We start from the raw sequence: 17744 nt of genomic DNA, 5'->3' as shown, positions 1-17744 counted from the left end.
TAGCCGGGGCGGTTGGGGGGTCCGCCGGGGGGGGGGGTGGGCTGGGGGCGCGCCCTGCCCGGCCGGGTAAACCTTTTGCCCCGGTGACCCGCCCCGGGGGGGCGGCGGCGCGTCTCAGACGCCGCCGCACGCCGGGCGGATCACTTCACGCGCCCGTACCAGACGCTCTTGGTCCAGATCTTCTGCAGCCGCACCACGTCCCCGCTCTTCGGGGCGTGCCAGAGCTTGTTCTTACCCGCGTAGATACCGACGTGGTACACGTTCCGGCCCGAGTGGAAGAACACCAGGTCTCCCGCCTTGCGGTTCTGGGCGGAGATGTGGCGGGTCTTGTTGTACTGCTGGGCGGCCGTGCGCGGCAGCTTCTTGCCGACCTTCTTGAACGAGTACAGCGTGAGGCCCGAGCAGTCGAACCGGTGCGGGCCGGTGGCGCCGTACTTGTAGGGCGATCCCTTCTTCGAGGCCGCTATCTGGAGTGCCTTGGTCGCCGGCGTGGCTGCCGATGCCTCGGAGGCGAAGCCGGGGGCCACGATCGAGCCGCCCACGGCGGCGATGGTCAGAGCCGAGGCCGTACCGGCCCGGGCCATGAGCGACGGGACACGATTGAGCGCAGTCATGCGCAACCCTTCGTCAGCCGCCTGTGAAGGATGACCTGTCGGATTCGGGCTGGCGAAGTTGCCCGGCCGCTGACGCGGCTTCACCCCAAGGGCTGCTCGGGTCCGGTCATGGCGTGACCGTCCCGGCGACCCGTCGTGCTTGGGTCCTCCACTCCTGCCGATCCACTCCTGTCGACCGGTCATCCAGGCGGCGGCAGGACTCGGCGTCCGCCCGGATCGCCCCGCCGCTGTGGCGGGGGCTTGTCGTCAGTCAGGGATCTTGACTGATGGTTGTCATGAAATCCCAACGGAACCGGGGATTTGTGTTGTTACTCACCACTCACCCGTTCGGGTGGACACGTCTGTGTTCGAGGCGGTGTCCACCACCCCGCGCACCGCCGGACCAGCGATGGAATGTCCCATTCCGCCCCTCCGCCCCTCGCCGCGCGCAAGCGTGACGGTCCAAAAATTGGTCTCCCGTCTACTCCGAACAGCGGTACGTCGTTTGGCCCGTTTCGACTCAGGTCCGGACGCCACGTCGACGGAACGGGCGTCCGGGCCGACGGATCGGCCGGATCAGCGTCAACCGACGGACTCCGGGGGCAGGGTGACGCGGGCGGTGCGGCGCTCGCCGTCCAGTACCCGCAGTGCCCGGGCCAGTGTGTCGGCGTGCAGTTCCGTCTCGCCCCGCTGGTGCATCAGGGCCAGTGCGTCACGCAGCGCGGTCGCCTTGCCGACCAGGGCCTGGGCGGCGCGCAGTCCGCGGTAGGTGTCGCCGTGCAGCGCCGGATTGATCCGGCCGAGCAGGTCCACGACCTCGAGGTAACGGTCGATCAGCTCCGCCTCCGCCCGGGTCAGGGCGGGCAGTGGAGGGAGTTCGGGCGGCAGCACCGGCGGCTCACCTTCCGGTCGGCGCGGCCATGGTGGCCTTGCGGTTGGGGATGATCCGGTCCACCAGGCCGTAATCCACCGCCTCCTGGGCCGTGAGGACCTTGTCCCGCTCGATGTCCTCGCTCACCTGCTCGCGGGTGCGGCCGGAGTGCCGCGCGAGCATCTCCTCCATACGGGTCCGGATCCGCATCAGCTCGTCGGCCTGGATCGCCAGATCGCTGGCCTGCCCCTGGACGGGCTCGGGCAGGGCGGGCTGATGGATCACCAGACGCGCGTCCGGCAGCATGGACCGCTTGCCCGGCGTGCCCGCCGCCAGCAGCACGGTGGCGGCCGCCCCGGCCTGGCCCAGGCAGACCGTCTCCACGTCACACGTGACGTAGCACATCGTGTCGTAGAGGGCCGACATCGCGTGGAACGCGCCGCCGGGGGAGTTTATGTAGAGCTGGATGTCGCGGTCCGGGGCCTGGTGCTCGAGGTACATGAACTGGGCCATCACGTCGTTCGCCGAGATCTCGTCCACCGGCGCCCCGAGGAAGACGATCCGCTCCTCCAGCAGCTTCGAGTACGGGTCCATGGTCCGCTGCCCGGAACTCGTGCGTTCGGTGAACTCGGGCAGCACGTGACGGGCGGACGGTCGGGTCATGGGGAACCCCTCCTCGCGGGCAGAGCCGTCTCCGGCGACAGCTTCCTCTGTAAAAAATGTACAGGACGTACGTCACGTTATGATGGGCGCATGGCCTACGAGATTCCGGTGACGCAAGCCAGGGCTGAGCTCGCCGACCTGATCAACCGCGTGGTGTACGCCGGCGAGCGCGTCGTCGTCACCCGGCACGGCAAGCCCCTCGTCGCCCTCGTCTCAGCCGATGACCTGCGGCGACTCGAAGAGGCCCAGGAGCTCGCGGAGCCCGCCGAGGAGCAGGTGATCAGCGCCGTCTCCACGGTCCGCGAGGTCGCGTCCGCTCCTCGCGAACACCGGCGGTTCGGAATCGCGGCGGAGCACCGGGGGGCCAACCCGGCGTAGCTTTCCTGGCGCGTCGCGCAGGCCTGAAGGATCACAGCACGGTTAACGTGCCCGAAACCCGGTCCAACTAGCCTGCCGCCACGCCACCAGGGCTTTTCCCCGGGGCTGCGGCAGCCGGGCCCCGCACGGTCCGGAGCGAGGACTGTGAGGTGGGACGTGCAACTGACCCCGCACGAGCAAGAGAGACTGCTGATCCACGTCGCGGCCGACGTGGCCGAGAAGCGCAGGGCCCGCGGGCTGAGGCTGAACCACCCCGAGGCGGTCGCGCTCATCACCTCGCACATCCTCGAAGGCGCCCGCGACGGCCGTACCGTCGCCGAGCTGATGTCCTCCGGACGCAAGCTGCTCACCCGGGACGACGTCATGGACGGTATCCCGGAGATGATCCACGACGTTCAGGTCGAGGCCACCTTCCCGGACGGCACCAAGCTCGTCACCGTCCACGACCCGATCGTCTGACGGGGAGCCGCCGTGATTCCCGGAGAGATCCTCTTCGCCGAGGACCCGATTGCGTACAACGAGGGCCGCGAGGTCACCCGCCTCACCGTCCTCAACGCCGCCGACCGGCCCGTCCAGGTCGGCTCCCACTACCACTTCGCCGAGGCCAACCCCGGCCTGGAGTTCGACCGCGCCGCGGCCCGCGGGAAGCGGCTGAACGTCGCCGCCGGCACGGCCGTGCGCTTCGAACCCGGGATCCCCGTCGACGTCGAACTCGTTCCGCTCACCGGCGCCCGTGTCGTGCCCGGTCTGCGCGGTGAGACCGGAGGTGCCCTCGATGCCTGAGATCTCGCGTGCCGCGTACGCCGACCTGTTCGGCCCGACGACCGGCGACCGGATCCGGCTCGCCGACACCGATCTGCTGGTGGAGATCGAGGAGGACCGCTCGGGCGGCCCCGGACGCGCCGGTGACGAGGCCGTGTTCGGTGGCGGCAAGGTCATCCGCGAGTCCATGGGCCAGGCCCGTGCCACGCGGGCGGAGGGCACCCCGGACACCGTGATCACCGGCGCGGTGATCATCGACCACTGGGGGATCGTCAAGGCCGACGTCGGCATCCGCGACGGGCGGATCACCGGGATCGGCAAGGCCGGCAACCCCGACACCATGGACGGTGTCCACCCGGACCTGGTCATCGGACCGGAGACCGAGATCATCGCCGGCAACGGGCGGATCCTCACGGCCGGCGCGATCGACGCGCACGTCCACTTCATCTGCCCGCAGATCGCCGACGAGGCGCTCTCCTCGGGCATCACGACCCTCGTCGGGGGCGGTACGGGCCCGGCCGAGGGCTCCAAGGCCACCACCGTGACCCCCGGCCCCTGGCATCTCGCCCGGATGCTGGAGGCGATGGAGGCCTATCCGCTCAACATCGGCCTGCTCGGCAAGGGCAACACCGTCTCGCACGAGGCGATGCTGTCGCAGATCCGCGGCGGCGCGCTCGGCCTGAAGCTGCACGAGGACTGGGGCTCGACCCCGGCCGTCATCGACGCCTCGCTGACCGTCGCCGAGCGGACCGGCATCCAGGTCGCCATCCACACCGACACGCTCAACGAGGCCGGTTTCGTCGGCGACACCCTCGCCGCGATCGCCGGGCGGGGCATCCACGCGTACCACACCGAGGGCGCGGGCGGCGGGCACGCGCCGGACATCATGACCGTCGTCTCCGAGTCGTACGTGCTGCCGAGCTCCACCAATCCGACCCGGCCGTTCACCGTCAACACCGCCGAGGAACACCTCGACATGCTGATGGTCTGCCACCACCTCAACCCGGCGGTGCCGGAGGACCTGGCCTTCGCCGAGTCCCGGATCCGGCCGTCCACGATCGGGGCGGAGGACGTACTGCACGATCTGGGCGCGATCTCGATCATCTCCTCCGACGCCCAGGCCATGGGGCGCGTCGGCGAGGTCGTCATGCGGACCTGGCAGACCGCGCACGTGATGAAGCGGCGGCGGGGTGCCCTGCCCGGGGACGGACGAGCCGACAACCGCCGGGTCCGTCGCTATGTCGCCAAATACACGATCAACCCCGCGCTCGCCCAGGGCCTGGCCCGGGAGATCGGTTCGGTCGAGAGCGGCAAGCTGGCCGACCTGGTGCTGTGGGAGCCGGCGTTCTTCGGCGTCAAGCCGCAGCTCGTCATCAAGGGCGGGCAGATCGCCTACGCGCAGATGGGCGACGCGAACGCCTCGATCCCCACGCCCCAGCCGGTCCTGCCGCGCCCGATGTACGGGGCGATCGGCCGGGCGCCGGCCGCCAACTCCCTGAACTTCGTGGCCCCCTTGGCCGTCGAGGACGGGCTGCCGGACCGGCTGGAGCTCGGCAAGCGGTTCGTATCGATCGAGTCGACGCGCGGGGTCACCAAGGCCGACATGCGGGAGAACGACGCGCGCCCGGACGTGCGGGTCGACCCCGACAGCTTCGCGGTGCACATCGACGGGGAACTGGTCGAGGCGGCGCCCGCCGCCGAACTGCCCATGGCCCAGCGCTACTTCCTGTTCTGAGGACGCCCTGATGTCACGAGCAGCGCTTCTCGTCCTGGCCGACGGCCGCTTCCCCGCCGGTGGCCACGCACACTCCGGCGGGGCCGAGGCCGCGGTCAAGGCCGGGCGGATCAAGGGGGCGGCGAGCCTCGCGCACTTCTGCCGGGGCCGCCTGCACACGGCCGGATCGGTGGCCGCGGCGCTCTCCGCCGCCGCGGCGCTCGGGATCGACCCCGTGGCGCTGGACCGTGCCGCGGACGCCCGTACGCCGTCCCCCGCGCTGCGGCTCGCCGCGCGCAAGCTGGGGCGCCAGCTGATGCGAGCCGCCCGATCGACCTGGCCGTCCACCGAACTGGACGCGCTGGCACGGGAGTTCCCCAAGGGTGCCCATCAGCCGGTGGTGCTCGGACTGACGGCACGGGCGGCCGGACTGGGGCCCGTCGACGCGGCGTACTGCGCGGCGTACGAGAGCGTGAGCGGCCCGGCCACGGCGACGGTGCGGCTGCTCAGCCTGGACCCCTTCGACGCGACGGGGGTGCTGGCCCGGCTGGCGCCGGAGCTGGACCGGGTCGTGGACCGGGCGGTGGAGGCGGCGCGGAGAGTCGTCGACGAGGGAGTCGACGCGTTGCCGGCGGGCTCGGCACCCCTGCTGGAGATCGGAGCGGAGGTGCACGCGGGCTGGCCGGTACGCCTGTTCGCCTCGTAGCCGTCTGCCGACAACGCCGAGCGGGAACACCCCCCTTTTTTTAGGGGCGGGGGGAACTGCGCGACCAGCCCCCACTCACCCGCACCCCGACACCAGCGCCCGCCACCCAGAACCCAGTCGACCGCCGACCCGGGCCCGCCCCACCAGGAGCCGCACATGCACCTCGACCACCCCGACCCCCACGCCCCCACAGCCGTAAGCGCCGACGCCCACCGTCCCGACGGCACCCGCAGAGCGCTCCGCATCGGCCTCGGCGGCCCCGTCGGGTCCGGCAAGACCGCCACCGTCGCCGCGCTCTGCCGGGCGTTGCGGGACGAACTGTCCCTCGCGGTCGTCACCAACGACATCTACACCCGGGAGGACGCCGAGTTCCTGCTCCGGGAGGCCGTGCTGCCGCCCGAGCGGATCACCGCCGTGGAGACGGGCGCCTGCCCGCACACCGCGATCCGGGACGACATCTCCGCCAACCTGGAAGCGGTGGAGGACCTGGAGGACGCCGTCGGGCCCCTCGACCTGGTCCTCGTGGAGTCCGGCGGGGACAACCTCACCGCGACCTTCTCCAGGGGGCTCGTCGACGCGCAGATCTTCGTGATCGACGTGGCCGGGGGCGATGACATCCCGCGCAAGGGCGGGCCGGGCGTGACCACCGCCGACCTGCTCGTGGTCAACAAGACCGACCTCGCACCGTACGTCGGCTCGGACCTCGCGCGCATGGCGGCGGACGCCAAGGCGCAGCGGGCCGAACTGCCGGTCGTCTTCCAGTCGTTGCGGAGGGAGGCCGGGGTGACGGACGTCGCCGCGTGGGTCCGGGCTCAGCTCGCCGCGTGGACGGTGTGAGCGTGCACGGTACCGGGGTGCGGTCCGTGGCGCGGATCGTCGCCCGGGACGACGGCCGGGACGGGACCTCCCTGCCCGTGCTGGAGAGCGACGGACCCCTGGCGCTGCGGCGGACCAGGGCCGGTGGCCCCGAGGCGCGGGTCATGCTCGTCGGGGCGATGAGCGGGCCGCTGGGCGGCGACCACTTCACCGTGGAGGCTCGGGCGGAGGAGGGGGCCCGGCTGTCGGTCGGGTCGGCCGCAGCCACCATCGCGCTGCCGGGGCAGACCAAGAGCGAGGCACGCTACGACGTACGGCTCGATGTCGCCGACGGTGCCGAACTGCACTGGCTTCCGGAGCAGTTGATCTCCGCCCAGGGCAGCGACCTCTACGTCACGACCCGTGTCGAACTCGCCGCCACGGCCCGGCTCGTGCTGCGCGAGGAGCAGGTGCTCGGGCGCGTCGGTGAGGAACCCGGACGGCTGACGAGCCGTCTGACGGTGCGGATCGCCGAGCGGGCCGTGCTCGACCAGGAGCTGGCCTGCGGCCCCGGCGCGCCGGGCGGCTGGGACGGGCCCGCCGTGCTCGCGGGTCACCGGGCGGTCGGGCAACTGGTCGTCGTACGAACCGAGTTCGCCGCAGAGCCGGTGACGGCGCGGGCGCTGGGGGAGGGGGCCTCGGTCGTGCCGCTCGCCGGACCGGCGGCGCTGGTGACCGCCGTGGCGCCGGACGCGCTGAGACTGCGGCGGCTGCTCGACGAGGCGCTGAAGTCCCTCGCGTAGACGCTCGCTTGGGCGTCCGTAGAACAGACTTCCTTCTCCGTTTATCGGATTGGCAAAGAAGCGCGACGGACCCTGTTCTCAGCAACCTCACAGCCGCGAGGATCCCCGTACTGATCGCAACGATGTACGGGGAGGTCCCCCTTGAGGGGTACGAGACCGAAGAGGCGGGTGACGGCGCTCGGTTCGGCCGGAGCACTCGTCACGGCCACGCTGATAGCCGGCGCCGTCGCGGCGCCCTCGGCGAACGCGAGCGCGGGCGCGGGCACCCGCCACGGCCAGGACCGCGAGGCGCGCGGCGCCGCGGTCGCCGCCGCCCGGGCCGCGAAGGCCGGTATCGACTGGCAGGACTGCCCCGCCGACTGGAACCTGGCCAAGCCGATCCAGTGCGGGTACGTCACCGTGCCGCTCGACTACGCCAAGCCGCACGGCAAGCAGATCAAGCTCGCCGTCGACCGCATCGGCAACACGGGCACGAAGGCCGAGCGGCAGGGCGCGCTCCTCTACAACCCCGGCGGCCCCGGCGGCTCCGGACTGCGCTTCCCCGCCCGGGTCACCAGCAAGAACCCGGTGTGGGCCAACGCCGCCAAGGCCTACGACTTCGTGGGCTTCGACCCGCGGGGCGTCGGCAAGTCGACGCCCATCTCCTGCGTGGACCCGCAGGAGTTCGTCAAGGCACCCAAGATGGACCCGGTGCCCGACTCCGAGGCCGACAAGCTCGCCCAGCGCAAGCTGGCCCGCGAGTACGCCGAGGGCTGCCAGGACCGCAGCGGCGCGATGCTGCCGCACATGACCACGCCGAACACCGCGCGCGACCTCGACGTCATCCGCGCCGCCCTCGGCGAGAAGAAGCTCAACTTCCTGGGCGTCTCCTACGGCACCTACCTCGGCGCCGTCTACGGCACCCTCTTCCCGGGCCATGTGCGCCGCATGGTCGTCGACAGCGTCGTCAACCCGTCCCGGGACAAGATCTGGTACCAGGCCAACCTGGACCAGGACGTCGCCTTCGAGGGCCGCTGGAAGGACTGGCAGGACTGGGTCGCCAAGAACGACGCGACCTATCATCTCGGCACCACCCGCGCCGCCGTCCAGGAGAAGTGGCTCGAGCTGCGCGCCACGGCGAAGAAGAACCCCCTCGGCGGGGTTGTCGGCCCGGCAGAGCTGATCTCCTTCTTCCAGAGCGCCCCCTACTACGACTCCTCGTGGGCCCCGGTCGCCTCCGTCTTCAGCAAGTACGTCGCCGGAGACACCCAGGCGCTGATCGATGCCGCCGCCCCCGACCTGTCCGACACCGCGGGCAACGCCTCCGCCGAGAACGGCAACGCCGTCTACACGGCCGTGGAGTGCGCCGACGCCAAGTGGCCCACCAGCTGGCGCACCTGGGACCGGGACAACACCCGGCTGCACAAGGACCACCCGTTCATGACCTGGGCCAATGCCTGGATGAACCTGCCGTGCGCCACCTGGCCGGCCAAGCAGCGGACGCCGCTGGACGTCAAGAGCGGCAAGGGCCTGCCCGGCGTGCTCATCGTCCAGTCGGAGCGCGACGCGGCCACGCCGTACGAGGGCGCCGTCGAACTGCACAAGCGGTTCAAGGGCTCCCGCCTGATCACCGAGAAGGGCGCCGGTTCGCACGGCGTCGCCGGGCTCGTCAACCCGTGCGTCAACGAGCGGGTGGACACCTACCTGCTCACCGGGAAGCTGGACCGCGCCGACGTGACGTGCGCCCCGCACGCCACACCGAAGCCGTAGTCACGGCCGGGGGGCGGTCGTCCGGCCGCCCCCCTCAGCCGTCCCGTTCCGCCAGCCAGGCGTCCTCCGCCGCGTAGTCGAAGAGGTCGCCGTACGCCTGGACCATCTTCGGGTACGCCTCCCGCCAGTCCCGCGCGGCGAGTTGTTCCTCGATCCAGGCGACCGTCTCCGGCAGGGTGTCCGCGTACCGCGCCACCGGCCGGTAGCCCAGCTCGCGTTCCGCCGCCGACATGTCGCACACCACGGGCATCGGCACCGACCAGGGCGTGTCGCCCACACCGGGCGCGGGCGGGGGACCGTCCACGAGCACGTCCTCGGTCTTCACACCCATCACCGCGTCGATCTCCGCCGCGATCCGGGCCACCGTCGGCGCGTCCGGGTCCACGGCGTTCAGGACGCGGGCGCCCGGCCGGGCGGCGGCCAGCCGGATCAGCTCGGCGATCGTGCGGGCGCTCGCCGGATGGAACCGGCTCTCGCCGCCGTAGGCGAGCACGCGCCGCCGCCTGCCGTCGAGGTTGCGCTTCACCAGGTACAGCTCGCGCGGGGTCCGGCAGTACGCCCCGTGGATGGCGCCCGCGCGCAGCAGCGTGGTCGGCAACCGGTCGCCCGCCGCGAGGAGTTCGCGCTCCAGCGCCGCCTTCCGGGTGCTGTACGAGGCGTCGCCCGGTGGCACCGTGCGCTGATCCTCCGTCAGCGGCACCGGATACTCGGGAAAGCCCCCGGGCTCGCTCTGTGTGTCGAAGCCGCGGCCCCGGTCGTCCTCGTACACCGACACGCTGGAGATCACCACCGCCGAGCCGACCCGCCCGGCCAGCCCCGTCAACTGCCGTGCGTGCCCGGCGTCGAACGCCACCATGTCCACCAGGACGTCGCAGCCGTCACCGACCGCCGCGGACAGCGCCGCGTCGTCCTCCCGGTCGGCCCGCACGGCCTGTACGCCGTCCGGCCACCCGGGGTGCCGGCCGCCGCTCCGCGAGACGGCCGTCACCTCCCAACCGTCCCGGGCCAGCGCCTCCACGGCCACCCGTCCGATCTGTCCCGTCGCTCCGATCACCACAGCACGTGTCATGCCACGACCGTACGGCGGCCGGAGGCCGGGCCAGCTGCGGTTCTGCCGACAGCAGAGGCCTCAACTGAGCGGCATGCGCGGCAACTTCCGCTTCTTCGCGGCGGCCGCCTCCTCGGCCTTCACGACGGCCGCGTACTGGTCGACGTACTCCTGCCCGGACAGGGAGAGGATCGCGTACATGAGCTCGTCGGTGACGGCGCGCAGGATGGCCTTCTCGTTCTCCATGCCGGCGTAGCGGGAGAAATCGAGGGGCTCGCCGAAGCGGATCGCGACGGGGTGGATGTTGGGGATGACCTTGCCGGGCGGCTGGGCCTCGAAGGTGCCGATCATCGCGCAGGGGATGATCGGGACGCCTGCCTTGAGGGCCATCACGGCGACCCCGACCTTGCCCTTGTAGAGCCGGCCGTCGTGCGAGCGCGTGCCCTCGGGGTAGATGCCGAGCAACTCGCCCTTGCTCAGCACGCCGAGGCCCTCGCGGATCGCGGCCTGGCCGGCGTCCTTGCCCGAGCGGTCGACCGGGATCTGCCCCGCGCTGCGGAAGAAGAAGGCCGTCAGCCGGCCCTTGAGGCCCGGGCCCGTGAAGTACTCGGCCTTCGCGAGGAAGGTGATGCGCCGCTTGAGGATCGCGGGCATCAGGAAGTGGTCCGAGAACGACAGGTGATTGCCGGCGACGATGGCGGCGCCCTCCGACGGCACGTGCTCCAGACCCTCTATTCGAGGGCGGAAGACCAGTCGCAGCAGCGGGCCCAGCAGTACGTATTTCAGCAGGTAGTAGAACAAAGCGGGCGCTCCTCGACTCTGGCGGTGAACTCAACCGCCGCGTTCCAGCAGGTCAACCGGCGTGTCGTGGGGTGCCAGTGTAGGTGCAGGCGCAGTCACCGGGCACCTTGTGCGGCGGGACCTCGTCGATCCTTCACCTATTGACTGACGGTCAGTCAGTCGGGTGGCGGTGTCCGGTGGTGCTCATGCGGCTGGGGAGGGCCGCGGGACCAGCGTGCTGGTCCGTTCGGGTGATCGGCAAGTCGATCGTGTGGCATGGCCGGGATGTGAAGGGTGCCTGGCCAACCGGTGGTTCTTGCGGCCCCGGCGAGTAGTCTGCGGAGCATGCGGATCTCTGTTTCCTCGGACATGGACGAGCCCGTCGCCCGCGCCCTCGTGGCCGCGCTGGAGGGCCGGGGGCACGAGGTGCGGCCGCACGGTGCCCTGCGCTCCGGGAGCGACCCGCAGTGGGCGGTGTGCTCGGAGGCCGCGGCCCGCGAGGTCGCCGACGGGACGGCCGACCAGGCCGTGGTGTGCTGCTGGACCGGCACGGGCGCCTCGATCGCCGCGAACAAGGTGCCGGGCGTACGCGCCGCCCTGTGCACGGACGCCTACACCGCCGACGGGGCGCGCCGCTGGAACGACGCCAACGTCCTCGCGCTCAGCCTGCGGCTGACCTCCGAGCCGCTGCTCACGGAGATCCTCGACGCGTGGTTCGCGGGCGAGCCCAGCGGCGACACCGAGGACCGGCAGAACGTGGACCGCGTCAGGCTGCTCGACCACGGCCGGAACCGGCTGTAGGCCATACCCGGTCACAGCCGCACGATGACCAGCGCGGTGTCGTCGGTGGCGCCGCCGGGCGGCAGCAGTTCCAGCAGGACGGTGTCGGCGAGGGTCTCGGGGTCCTGGTCCCGGTTCCGGGCCAGCGCGTCGGCGAGGCGGCCCAGACCGGTGTCGATGTCCTCGCCGCGCCGTTCGATCAGCCCGTCGGTGTAGAGCACGAGGGTCGCGCCCGGCGTGTACGTGGTGTCCGCCTGGGGTCTCGGGATCGGGTCGGGGCGGGCGTCGAGCGGGGTGTCCGTGGCCCCGTCGAGCAGCTCCGCACGGCCGTCGGCGTGGACCAGTACGGGCGGGAGATGGCCGGCACTGCTGTAGGTGATGGTGTGCCGGTCGAAGTCGATGAATGTCGTCACCGCGGTTGCCGACTCGGCGCCGCCGACCACGTGCGCGTAGCGCCCCAGCACGTCCAGCGCCTGGGCCGGGCCCCCGGCGACCCGGGAGGCCGCGCTGAGCGCGCTGCGCAACTGGCCCATGACGCCGGCGGCCTCCAGTCCGTGCCCGACCACGTCGCCCACGGACACCCCGACCCGGTGGCCGCCGACCAGGTCGACCAGGTCGTACCAGTCCCCGCAGACGTTGAGCGCGCCCACGGCGGGCCGGTAGCGGACGGCGGCCCGGTGGTGGTGTCCGACCTGGCGGCGGTCGGGCAGCATCGCCTCCTGCAGGGCCAGGGCCACCTCCCGCTCCCGGGAGTGCGCCTGGCGCAGCCGGTCGTTGAGCTCCTGGAGCTCACGGGCGCGGGTGTACAGCTCGGCCTCCAGCGCCCGGGACCGGCTCCCGCTCGGGCGGCCGTGGGCGCGGATCAGCTCGGTGACCTCCTCGACCCGCAGGACCAGCAGCACCACTTTGCCGTCCGGCCCGGTCAGCGGCGCGTTGACCAGGCTCCAGTAGCGCTCCTCCCAGTGGCCCGGGCGGTCCGGGGGCTCGACGTCGTAGCGCTGGAGCGCCATGGTGTCCCGTTCGCCGGTGGCCAGGACCCGGTACAGCGAGGCCTTCAGGTTCGCCATGCCGGAGGCGTGCGGGTCGTTCGGGTTGTCCGGGAAGAGGTTGTCGAGGTCGCCGCCGACGACCTGCTCGCGCGTGCGCCCGACCACCCGAAGGAACTCCTCGTTGACGTCCGCGTAGACCAGGTCGGGCGTGAGCAGGGCCACCACACCCGGGAAGGCCTGGAACACGGCCTCGTAATCGATTGCCGTATCCGTCATCGCTGCCGCCTCACCACTGCCGGTATCAGACCAGTTTCCCACGGTATGCGGCAATCGGTCCGGGTCTCACTCCGTGAGGTCCGCCAGCGACTGCTCCGCCCAGATGATCTTCCCGTCGGGGACGAACCGGGTGCCCCACCGCTGGGTCAGCTGGGAGACCAGCAGCAGTCCGCGCCCGCCCTCGTCCGTCGTACGGGGATGGCGCAGATGGGGCGCTGTGGCACCGCCGTCGAAGACCTCGCAGACGAGGGCGCGCTCCCGGATCAGCCGGAGCCGGATGGAGCCGGTGGCATACCGGATGGCATTGGTGACCAGCTCGCTCACCACCAGCTCCGTGGTGAAGACCAGCTCGTCCAGGCCCCAGTGCGCCAGCTGCCGGGTGGCCGTGCGGCGGGCATCGGCGACGACGGCCGGATCGGAGGGCAGGTCCCAGGCCGCGACCTGCTCGGTGCCGAGCCGTTTCGTCCGGGCCATCAGCAGGGCCACGTCGTCGTACGGACGCGCCGGGACCAGGGCGTCGACCACGGTCAGGCAGTGCGACTCGAGCGGGCCCGCCTGTTCCAGCGCCCTGCGCAGCCGCTCCCGGCCGGCGTCGACGGCCCAGGCGGTCTCGCCCCGGGCCAGCAGCCCGTCGGTGTGCAGGGCGAGCGTGCTGCCCTCCGTGAGGGACAGCTCGACCGCCTCGAAGGGCGGGCCGCCCACGCCGAGCGGCGGCCCCTGCGGCAGATCGACGAAGGTGACCGAGCGGTCGGGCGCGACCACGGCCGGCGCCGGGTGGCCCGCGGCCGCCATCGTGCAGCCGCCGTCGACCGGGTCGTAGACCACATACAGACACCCCGAGCCCACGGACGAGCGCACGCCGTCGGCGCCCGCCGCGCCCGGCTCGACGTCCTGCTCCCGCGCCGACCGCGCCACCAGGTCGTCGAGGTGCGCCAGCACCTCCTCGGGCGGCAGATCCAGAGCGGCCAGAGTCCGTACGGCGGTCCGCAGCTGCCCCATGGCCGCGGCGGCGTCGATACCGTGCCCGGGCACCTCACCCACGACGAGCGCGACGCGGCCGCCGGACAGCGGGATGAGGTCGTACCAGTCGCCGCCCAGGCCGGTCAGCTCGTCGGCCGGCCGGTAGCACGCGGCAACCTCGACGGCGTCCTGCTCCGGAAGCCGGTGGGGGAGCAGACTGCGCTGCAGCACGAGGGCGGCGTCACGCTCGCGGGTGTAGCGCCGGGCGTTGTCCAGGCAGACGGCCGCGCGGGCGACGAGGTCCTCGGCCAGATGCAGATCCTCCTCGTCGAAGGGCTCCCGGCGGTGGCGCCGGAAGAAGGTGGTGACGCCCAGGGTGGTGCCCCGCGACCGGATCGGCACGGTCATCACGCTGTACAGGTCCAGCTCCAGGAAGGTGACGGTCCGGCGGCCCTCCGGGAGATCCGTGGCCCACTCCCGGGTCACCGGATCGAGCCGATCCGCGCGCCACGAGCGTCCCGTGGTCAGGCAGCGGACCGGGGGCGACCCGGCCAGGTAGGTCGCGACGTCGCCGACCTCCAGGGCGCCCTGCGGGAGGTCGTCCTGCGCGGACCGCTGGCCGGCGCGGCGCAGTGCCACCGGCTCCGTGTCCGTGAGCGGGCCGGGAGCCAGCTCCGCGCCCCGCAGTGCCGTCTCCAGCAGATCCACGGTGACGAAGTCGGCCACTCCCGGCACGGCCACGTCGGCCAGCTCCTGCGCGGTGCGCATGAGGTCCAGGCTGCGGCCGATGGTCTCGCCGGCCCGGTCCAGGAGCGCCAGCCGCTGCCGCGCGCGGTGCCGCTCGGTCATGTCGACGACCGTGTAGTACACGCCCAGCGGGTGGCCCCGGTCGTCCTCGAGCCGGGTGAACGACAGCATGTGCGCCGTCTCGCGCAGCGGCGCCGACCGCACCTGGCCCACGTGCTCGTACCCGACGACCGACTCGCCGGTCTCCAGGACGTGCCGCATCTGCGCCTCGACCGCCTGGGCGTCCATGCCCGGCTGGACGTCAGCGAAGCGCAGCCCGAGCCGCCGGGACGCCGGTCCGCCGCCGAACTGCTCCAGGGCGGTGTTGGACCACACGAACCGCAGATCGGTGTCGACGATGGCGATGCCCACGGGAGCGTCGGACACCATCCGTTCCAGCACCGTGCGGCTCATGTCCCAGCCGGGGGCCTGGCCCAGCTCCGACAGGAGCACCAGCCACCGCGAGCCGGTGTGCGTCTCCTCGGTCGAGGTGATCCGGGCCATGACCCGCACCGGCTGCCCGTTCTTGCGGCGGGCCGTCAGCAGCCCCGCCCAGCCGCCGTCCCTGCGGCAGCGCTCGACCAGGTCCGGCACGCGCTCGGCGTCCTCGGCGGCCAGCAGGTCGGACAGCTTCCTGCCGACCGCCTCGGCAGCCGGGTACGCCAGCAGCCGCCGGGCGTCATCGGTCCAGCCCGTCACCACGCCCTGCGGATCGAGCAGCAGGGGCACGGCGTCGGCCACGTCGAACCGCCGCCGGGCAACGCCGTACTCCTCGTGTGCGCCCACCGGCCGACCTCTCTGTCGCTGAGAGTGGTCTACCACCTCTTGCCCCCATCTTCACCCTTCCCGCGTACGGGGGCGGCTTGGGCGGGTCCGGTCGGGGCGGCTGCGGCGCTGCCTTACCCCAGCACCCTCGCCAGCGCCGCGAGTGCTCCCGTGAGCTCCTCGCCCGTGATCGTGAGCGGCGGTGCGAGGCGGATCGTGGAGCCGTGGGTGTCCTTGACCAGGACTCCCTCCCGCATGAGGCGTTCGCTGACCTCGCGGCCGGTGCCGAGGGCCGGGTCGATGTCGACGCCCGCCCACAGACCGCGCGAGCGGAACCCGACGACGCCCTTGCCGACCAGTTCGGTCAGGCCGTCCCGCAGGGTCACGCCCAGCTCCGCCGCGCGGCGCTGGAACTCACCCGTCTCCAGCAGTTCGACCACCGCCGTGCCGACCGCCGCCGCCAGCGGGTTGCCGCCGAAGGTCGAGCCGTGCTCGCCCGGCCGCAGCACCCCGAGGACCTCACGGCGCGCCACCACCGCCGACACCGGCACGATGCCGCCGCCCAGCGCCTTCCCCAGCAGCACCACGTCCGGCACGACCGACTCGTGCTCCACCGCCAGCGTGCCGCCGGTACGGCCGAGCCCGGACTGGATCTCGTCGGCGATGAACAGGCACCCCTGTCGCCGCGTCAGCTCGCGCACGCCGGCCAGGTAGCCGTCGTCGGGGATGACCACCCCCGCCTCGCCCTGGATCGGCTCGATCAGCACCGCCGCCGTCGTCTCGTCGACCGCCGCCTCCAGCGCGGCCAGGTCGTTGTACGGCACGACCCGGAAGCCCGGCGTGAACGGGCCGAAGCCCTGCCGCGCCGTCTCGTCCGTGGAGAAGCTGACGATGGTCGTCGTACGGCCGTGGAAGTTGTCCGCGGCGACCACGATCGTCGCCCGGCCGTCCGGCACGCCCTTGACGTCGTAGGCCCACTTGCGGGCCACCTTCACCGCGCTCTCCACCGCCTCCGCGCCGGTGTTCATGGGCAGCACCATGTCCAGGCCCGTCAACGCGGCCAGCCGCTCGGCGAACTCGGCGAGCCGGTCGTTGTGGAAGGCGCGCGAGGTGAGGGTCAGCCGGTCGAGCTGGCGATGGGCCGCCTCGATCAGCGCCGGATGCCGGTGGCCGAAGTTGAGCGCCGAGTAGCCGGCCAGCAGGTCGAGGTAGCGCCGCCCCTCCACGTCCTCCACCCAGGTGCCCTCGGCGCGGGAGACGACTACGGGCAGCGGATGGTAGTTGTGGGCGAGGACCGGCTCCTCCGCGCGGATGAGCTCCTGCGAGCCACGGGTGCGGACAGGTGCGGTCATGAGCGGATCTCCCGGATCTCCTGGGTGCAGCACTTGATGCCGCCACCGGCCTTGTGGAACTCGGACAGGTCGACGGGGACGGGGACGTAGCCACGGTCGGCCAGCTGCCCGGCCAGGGCCGTCGCCCCCGGTGAGATGAACACGTGGCGCCCGTCGGAGACGGAGTTGAGCCCGAACGCCATCGCGTCCTCGTGGGTGGCGAGTACCGCGTCCGGATACAGCCGGGCGAGCAGTTCCCGGCTGCCGGGCGAGAACGCCTCGGGGTAGTAAGCGACATTCTCCTCGTCGAGGACGAACAACGCCGTGTCCAGGTGGTAGAAGTACGGATTCACCAGCGTCAGGCTGATCACCGGCACCCCGAAGAACTCCTGTACCTCGAGATGGGCCTCACGGGTGGTGCGGAACCCGGTTCCGGCCAGGACCCAGCGGCCGGCCGGTACCAGGTCGCCCTCGCCCTCGCACACGGACTCGGGGTGGTAGACCTCGTAGCCCTGCGCCTTGAACCAGGCCTCGTACGGCACGGACTCCGGGCGGCGCTCCAGCGCCTTGAAGAGGGAGCCGAACACCCGGCCCTCGACCACTACGGCCGAGTTCGCCGCGAAGACCATGTCGGGCAGGCCGGGGACCGGCTGCACCGTGTCCACGGTGTGGCCGTGGGCGCGGTAGGCGTCGACCAGCGCCTGCCATTGGTCCAGGGCGCGCAGGACGTCGACGGGTTCGTCGGGATGCATCCAGGGGTTGATCGCGTACTGCACGGCGAAGTGTCTGGGTTCGCAGACCAGGTAGCGCCGCCGGCGCGGCACACGGGAGTCGGGCACAGAGGGGTACCTCCGCTTCCTAACGGTGTGTGACTGAGGGTTGACACCAAGGTAGGAACTGACGGAGGCGGTCCACAAGCAACATCAGTTGCGTCTTCACGCAGGAACGCTGCGTCTTGAGACCGGTCGGCGCACGCCTGATGCGCGGTCTCCGGC

General features: G+C 72.0%; 18 protein-coding genes. 9 read left to right on the top strand and 9 right to left on the bottom strand.

Going from position 1 to position 17744, the window contains the following annotated elements; translation table 11 throughout:
• Positions 1-140: 140 nt before the first annotated feature.
• The 3 genes from ACWIF2_RS19940 to ACWIF2_RS19930 form a co-directional block, all read right to left on the bottom strand.
• On the bottom strand, positions 141-614 hold the full coding sequence (locus tag ACWIF2_RS19940; RefSeq protein WP_454361851.1) for a C40 family peptidase: 474 nt from the start codon (positions 612-614) through the stop codon (positions 141-143).
• Positions 615-1175: 561 nt separating this feature from the next.
• Positions 1176-1484, bottom strand: a complete 309-nt coding sequence (locus tag ACWIF2_RS19935) for a hypothetical protein (protein WP_189724404.1) — start codon at positions 1482-1484, stop codon at positions 1176-1178.
• Positions 1485-1491: 7 nt separating this feature from the next.
• Complete coding sequence (locus tag ACWIF2_RS19930) at positions 1492-2127, bottom strand: ATP-dependent Clp protease proteolytic subunit (protein ID WP_454361850.1); 636 nt, start codon at positions 2125-2127, stop codon at positions 1492-1494.
• A gap of 90 nt (positions 2128-2217) precedes the next feature.
• Between ACWIF2_RS19930 and ACWIF2_RS19925 the strand changes: the two genes are divergently transcribed.
• From ACWIF2_RS19925 to ACWIF2_RS19890, 8 genes are all read left to right on the top strand, one after another.
• A complete protein-coding gene (locus ACWIF2_RS19925) occupies positions 2218-2505 on the top strand; it encodes a type II toxin-antitoxin system Phd/YefM family antitoxin (RefSeq protein ID WP_399016148.1) in 288 nt (95 codons plus the stop codon).
• A 156-nt stretch (positions 2506-2661) separates the two neighbouring features.
• Entirely contained in the window at positions 2662-2964 is a 303-nt protein-coding gene (locus ACWIF2_RS19920; RefSeq protein ID WP_162468422.1) for an urease subunit gamma, read from the top strand.
• A 12-nt stretch (positions 2965-2976) separates the two neighbouring features.
• Positions 2977-3288: an urease subunit beta gene (locus ACWIF2_RS19915; protein ID WP_215122868.1), complete on the top strand. Its 312-nt coding sequence runs from the start codon at positions 2977-2979 to the stop codon at positions 3286-3288.
• Positions 3281-5002 carry an urease subunit alpha gene (locus ACWIF2_RS19910; protein WP_454361849.1) on the top strand — a complete coding sequence of 574 codons (1722 nt, stop codon included), beginning with the start codon at positions 3281-3283 and terminating at the stop codon, positions 5000-5002. The genes ACWIF2_RS19915 and ACWIF2_RS19910 overlap by 8 nt, the downstream gene beginning before the upstream one ends.
• Positions 5003-5012: 10 nt before the next feature.
• Complete coding sequence (locus tag ACWIF2_RS19905) at positions 5013-5687, top strand: urease accessory protein UreF (protein ID WP_454361848.1); 675 nt, start codon at positions 5013-5015, stop codon at positions 5685-5687.
• A 156-nt stretch (positions 5688-5843) separates the two neighbouring features.
• A complete protein-coding gene (gene ureG, locus ACWIF2_RS19900; RefSeq protein ID WP_454361847.1) occupies positions 5844-6524 on the top strand; it encodes an urease accessory protein UreG in 681 nt (226 codons plus the stop codon).
• Between the two features lie 2 nt (positions 6525-6526).
• Positions 6527-7285, top strand: coding sequence for an urease accessory protein UreD (locus tag ACWIF2_RS19895; RefSeq protein WP_454361846.1), 759 nt, complete (start codon positions 6527-6529; stop codon positions 7283-7285).
• Positions 7286-7426: 141 nt separating this feature from the next.
• Entirely contained in the window at positions 7427-9034 is a 1608-nt protein-coding gene (locus ACWIF2_RS19890; protein WP_454361845.1) for an alpha/beta hydrolase, read from the top strand.
• A gap of 34 nt (positions 9035-9068) precedes the next feature.
• Here ACWIF2_RS19890 and ACWIF2_RS19885 read toward each other — a convergent pair whose 3' ends face one another.
• Both ACWIF2_RS19885 and ACWIF2_RS19880 read right to left on the bottom strand, forming a co-directional pair.
• Entirely contained in the window at positions 9069-10103 is a 1035-nt protein-coding gene (locus ACWIF2_RS19885; RefSeq protein ID WP_454361844.1) for an NAD-dependent epimerase/dehydratase family protein, read from the bottom strand.
• A gap of 60 nt (positions 10104-10163) precedes the next feature.
• On the bottom strand, positions 10164-10883 hold the full coding sequence (locus ACWIF2_RS19880; protein WP_454361843.1) for a lysophospholipid acyltransferase family protein: 720 nt from the start codon (positions 10881-10883) through the stop codon (positions 10164-10166).
• A 324-nt stretch (positions 10884-11207) separates the two neighbouring features.
• On the opposite strand from ACWIF2_RS19880, the gene ACWIF2_RS19875 reads away from it, so the two are divergent.
• Positions 11208-11663 carry an RpiB/LacA/LacB family sugar-phosphate isomerase gene (locus tag ACWIF2_RS19875; protein WP_454361842.1) on the top strand — a complete coding sequence of 152 codons (456 nt, stop codon included), beginning with the start codon at positions 11208-11210 and terminating at the stop codon, positions 11661-11663.
• A gap of 11 nt (positions 11664-11674) precedes the next feature.
• Here ACWIF2_RS19875 and ACWIF2_RS19870 read toward each other — a convergent pair whose 3' ends face one another.
• The 4 genes from ACWIF2_RS19870 to ddaH form a co-directional block, all read right to left on the bottom strand.
• A complete protein-coding gene (locus tag ACWIF2_RS19870) occupies positions 11675-12907 on the bottom strand; it encodes a PP2C family protein-serine/threonine phosphatase (protein ID WP_454361841.1) in 1233 nt (410 codons plus the stop codon).
• A 66-nt stretch (positions 12908-12973) separates the two neighbouring features.
• The gene (locus tag ACWIF2_RS19865) at positions 12974-15439 is read right to left on the bottom strand and encodes a SpoIIE family protein phosphatase (protein WP_454361840.1); all 2466 of its coding nucleotides are present in this window, start codon (positions 15437-15439) and stop codon (positions 12974-12976) included.
• A 113-nt stretch (positions 15440-15552) separates the two neighbouring features.
• Positions 15553-16770, bottom strand: coding sequence for an ornithine--oxo-acid transaminase (gene rocD, locus ACWIF2_RS19860; RefSeq protein ID WP_454361839.1), 1218 nt, complete (start codon positions 16768-16770; stop codon positions 15553-15555).
• Entirely contained in the window at positions 16767-17588 is an 822-nt protein-coding gene (gene ddaH, locus ACWIF2_RS19855; protein ID WP_454361838.1) for a dimethylargininase, read from the bottom strand. The genes rocD and ddaH overlap by 4 nt, the downstream gene beginning before the upstream one ends.
• Positions 17589-17744: the final 156 nt, after the last annotated feature.

The organism is Streptomyces sp. NPDC055506 (genome assembly GCF_053643595.1).
Note: the sequence above shows the minus strand (reverse complement) of the source record. Positions and strands in the feature narration are given on the sequence as shown.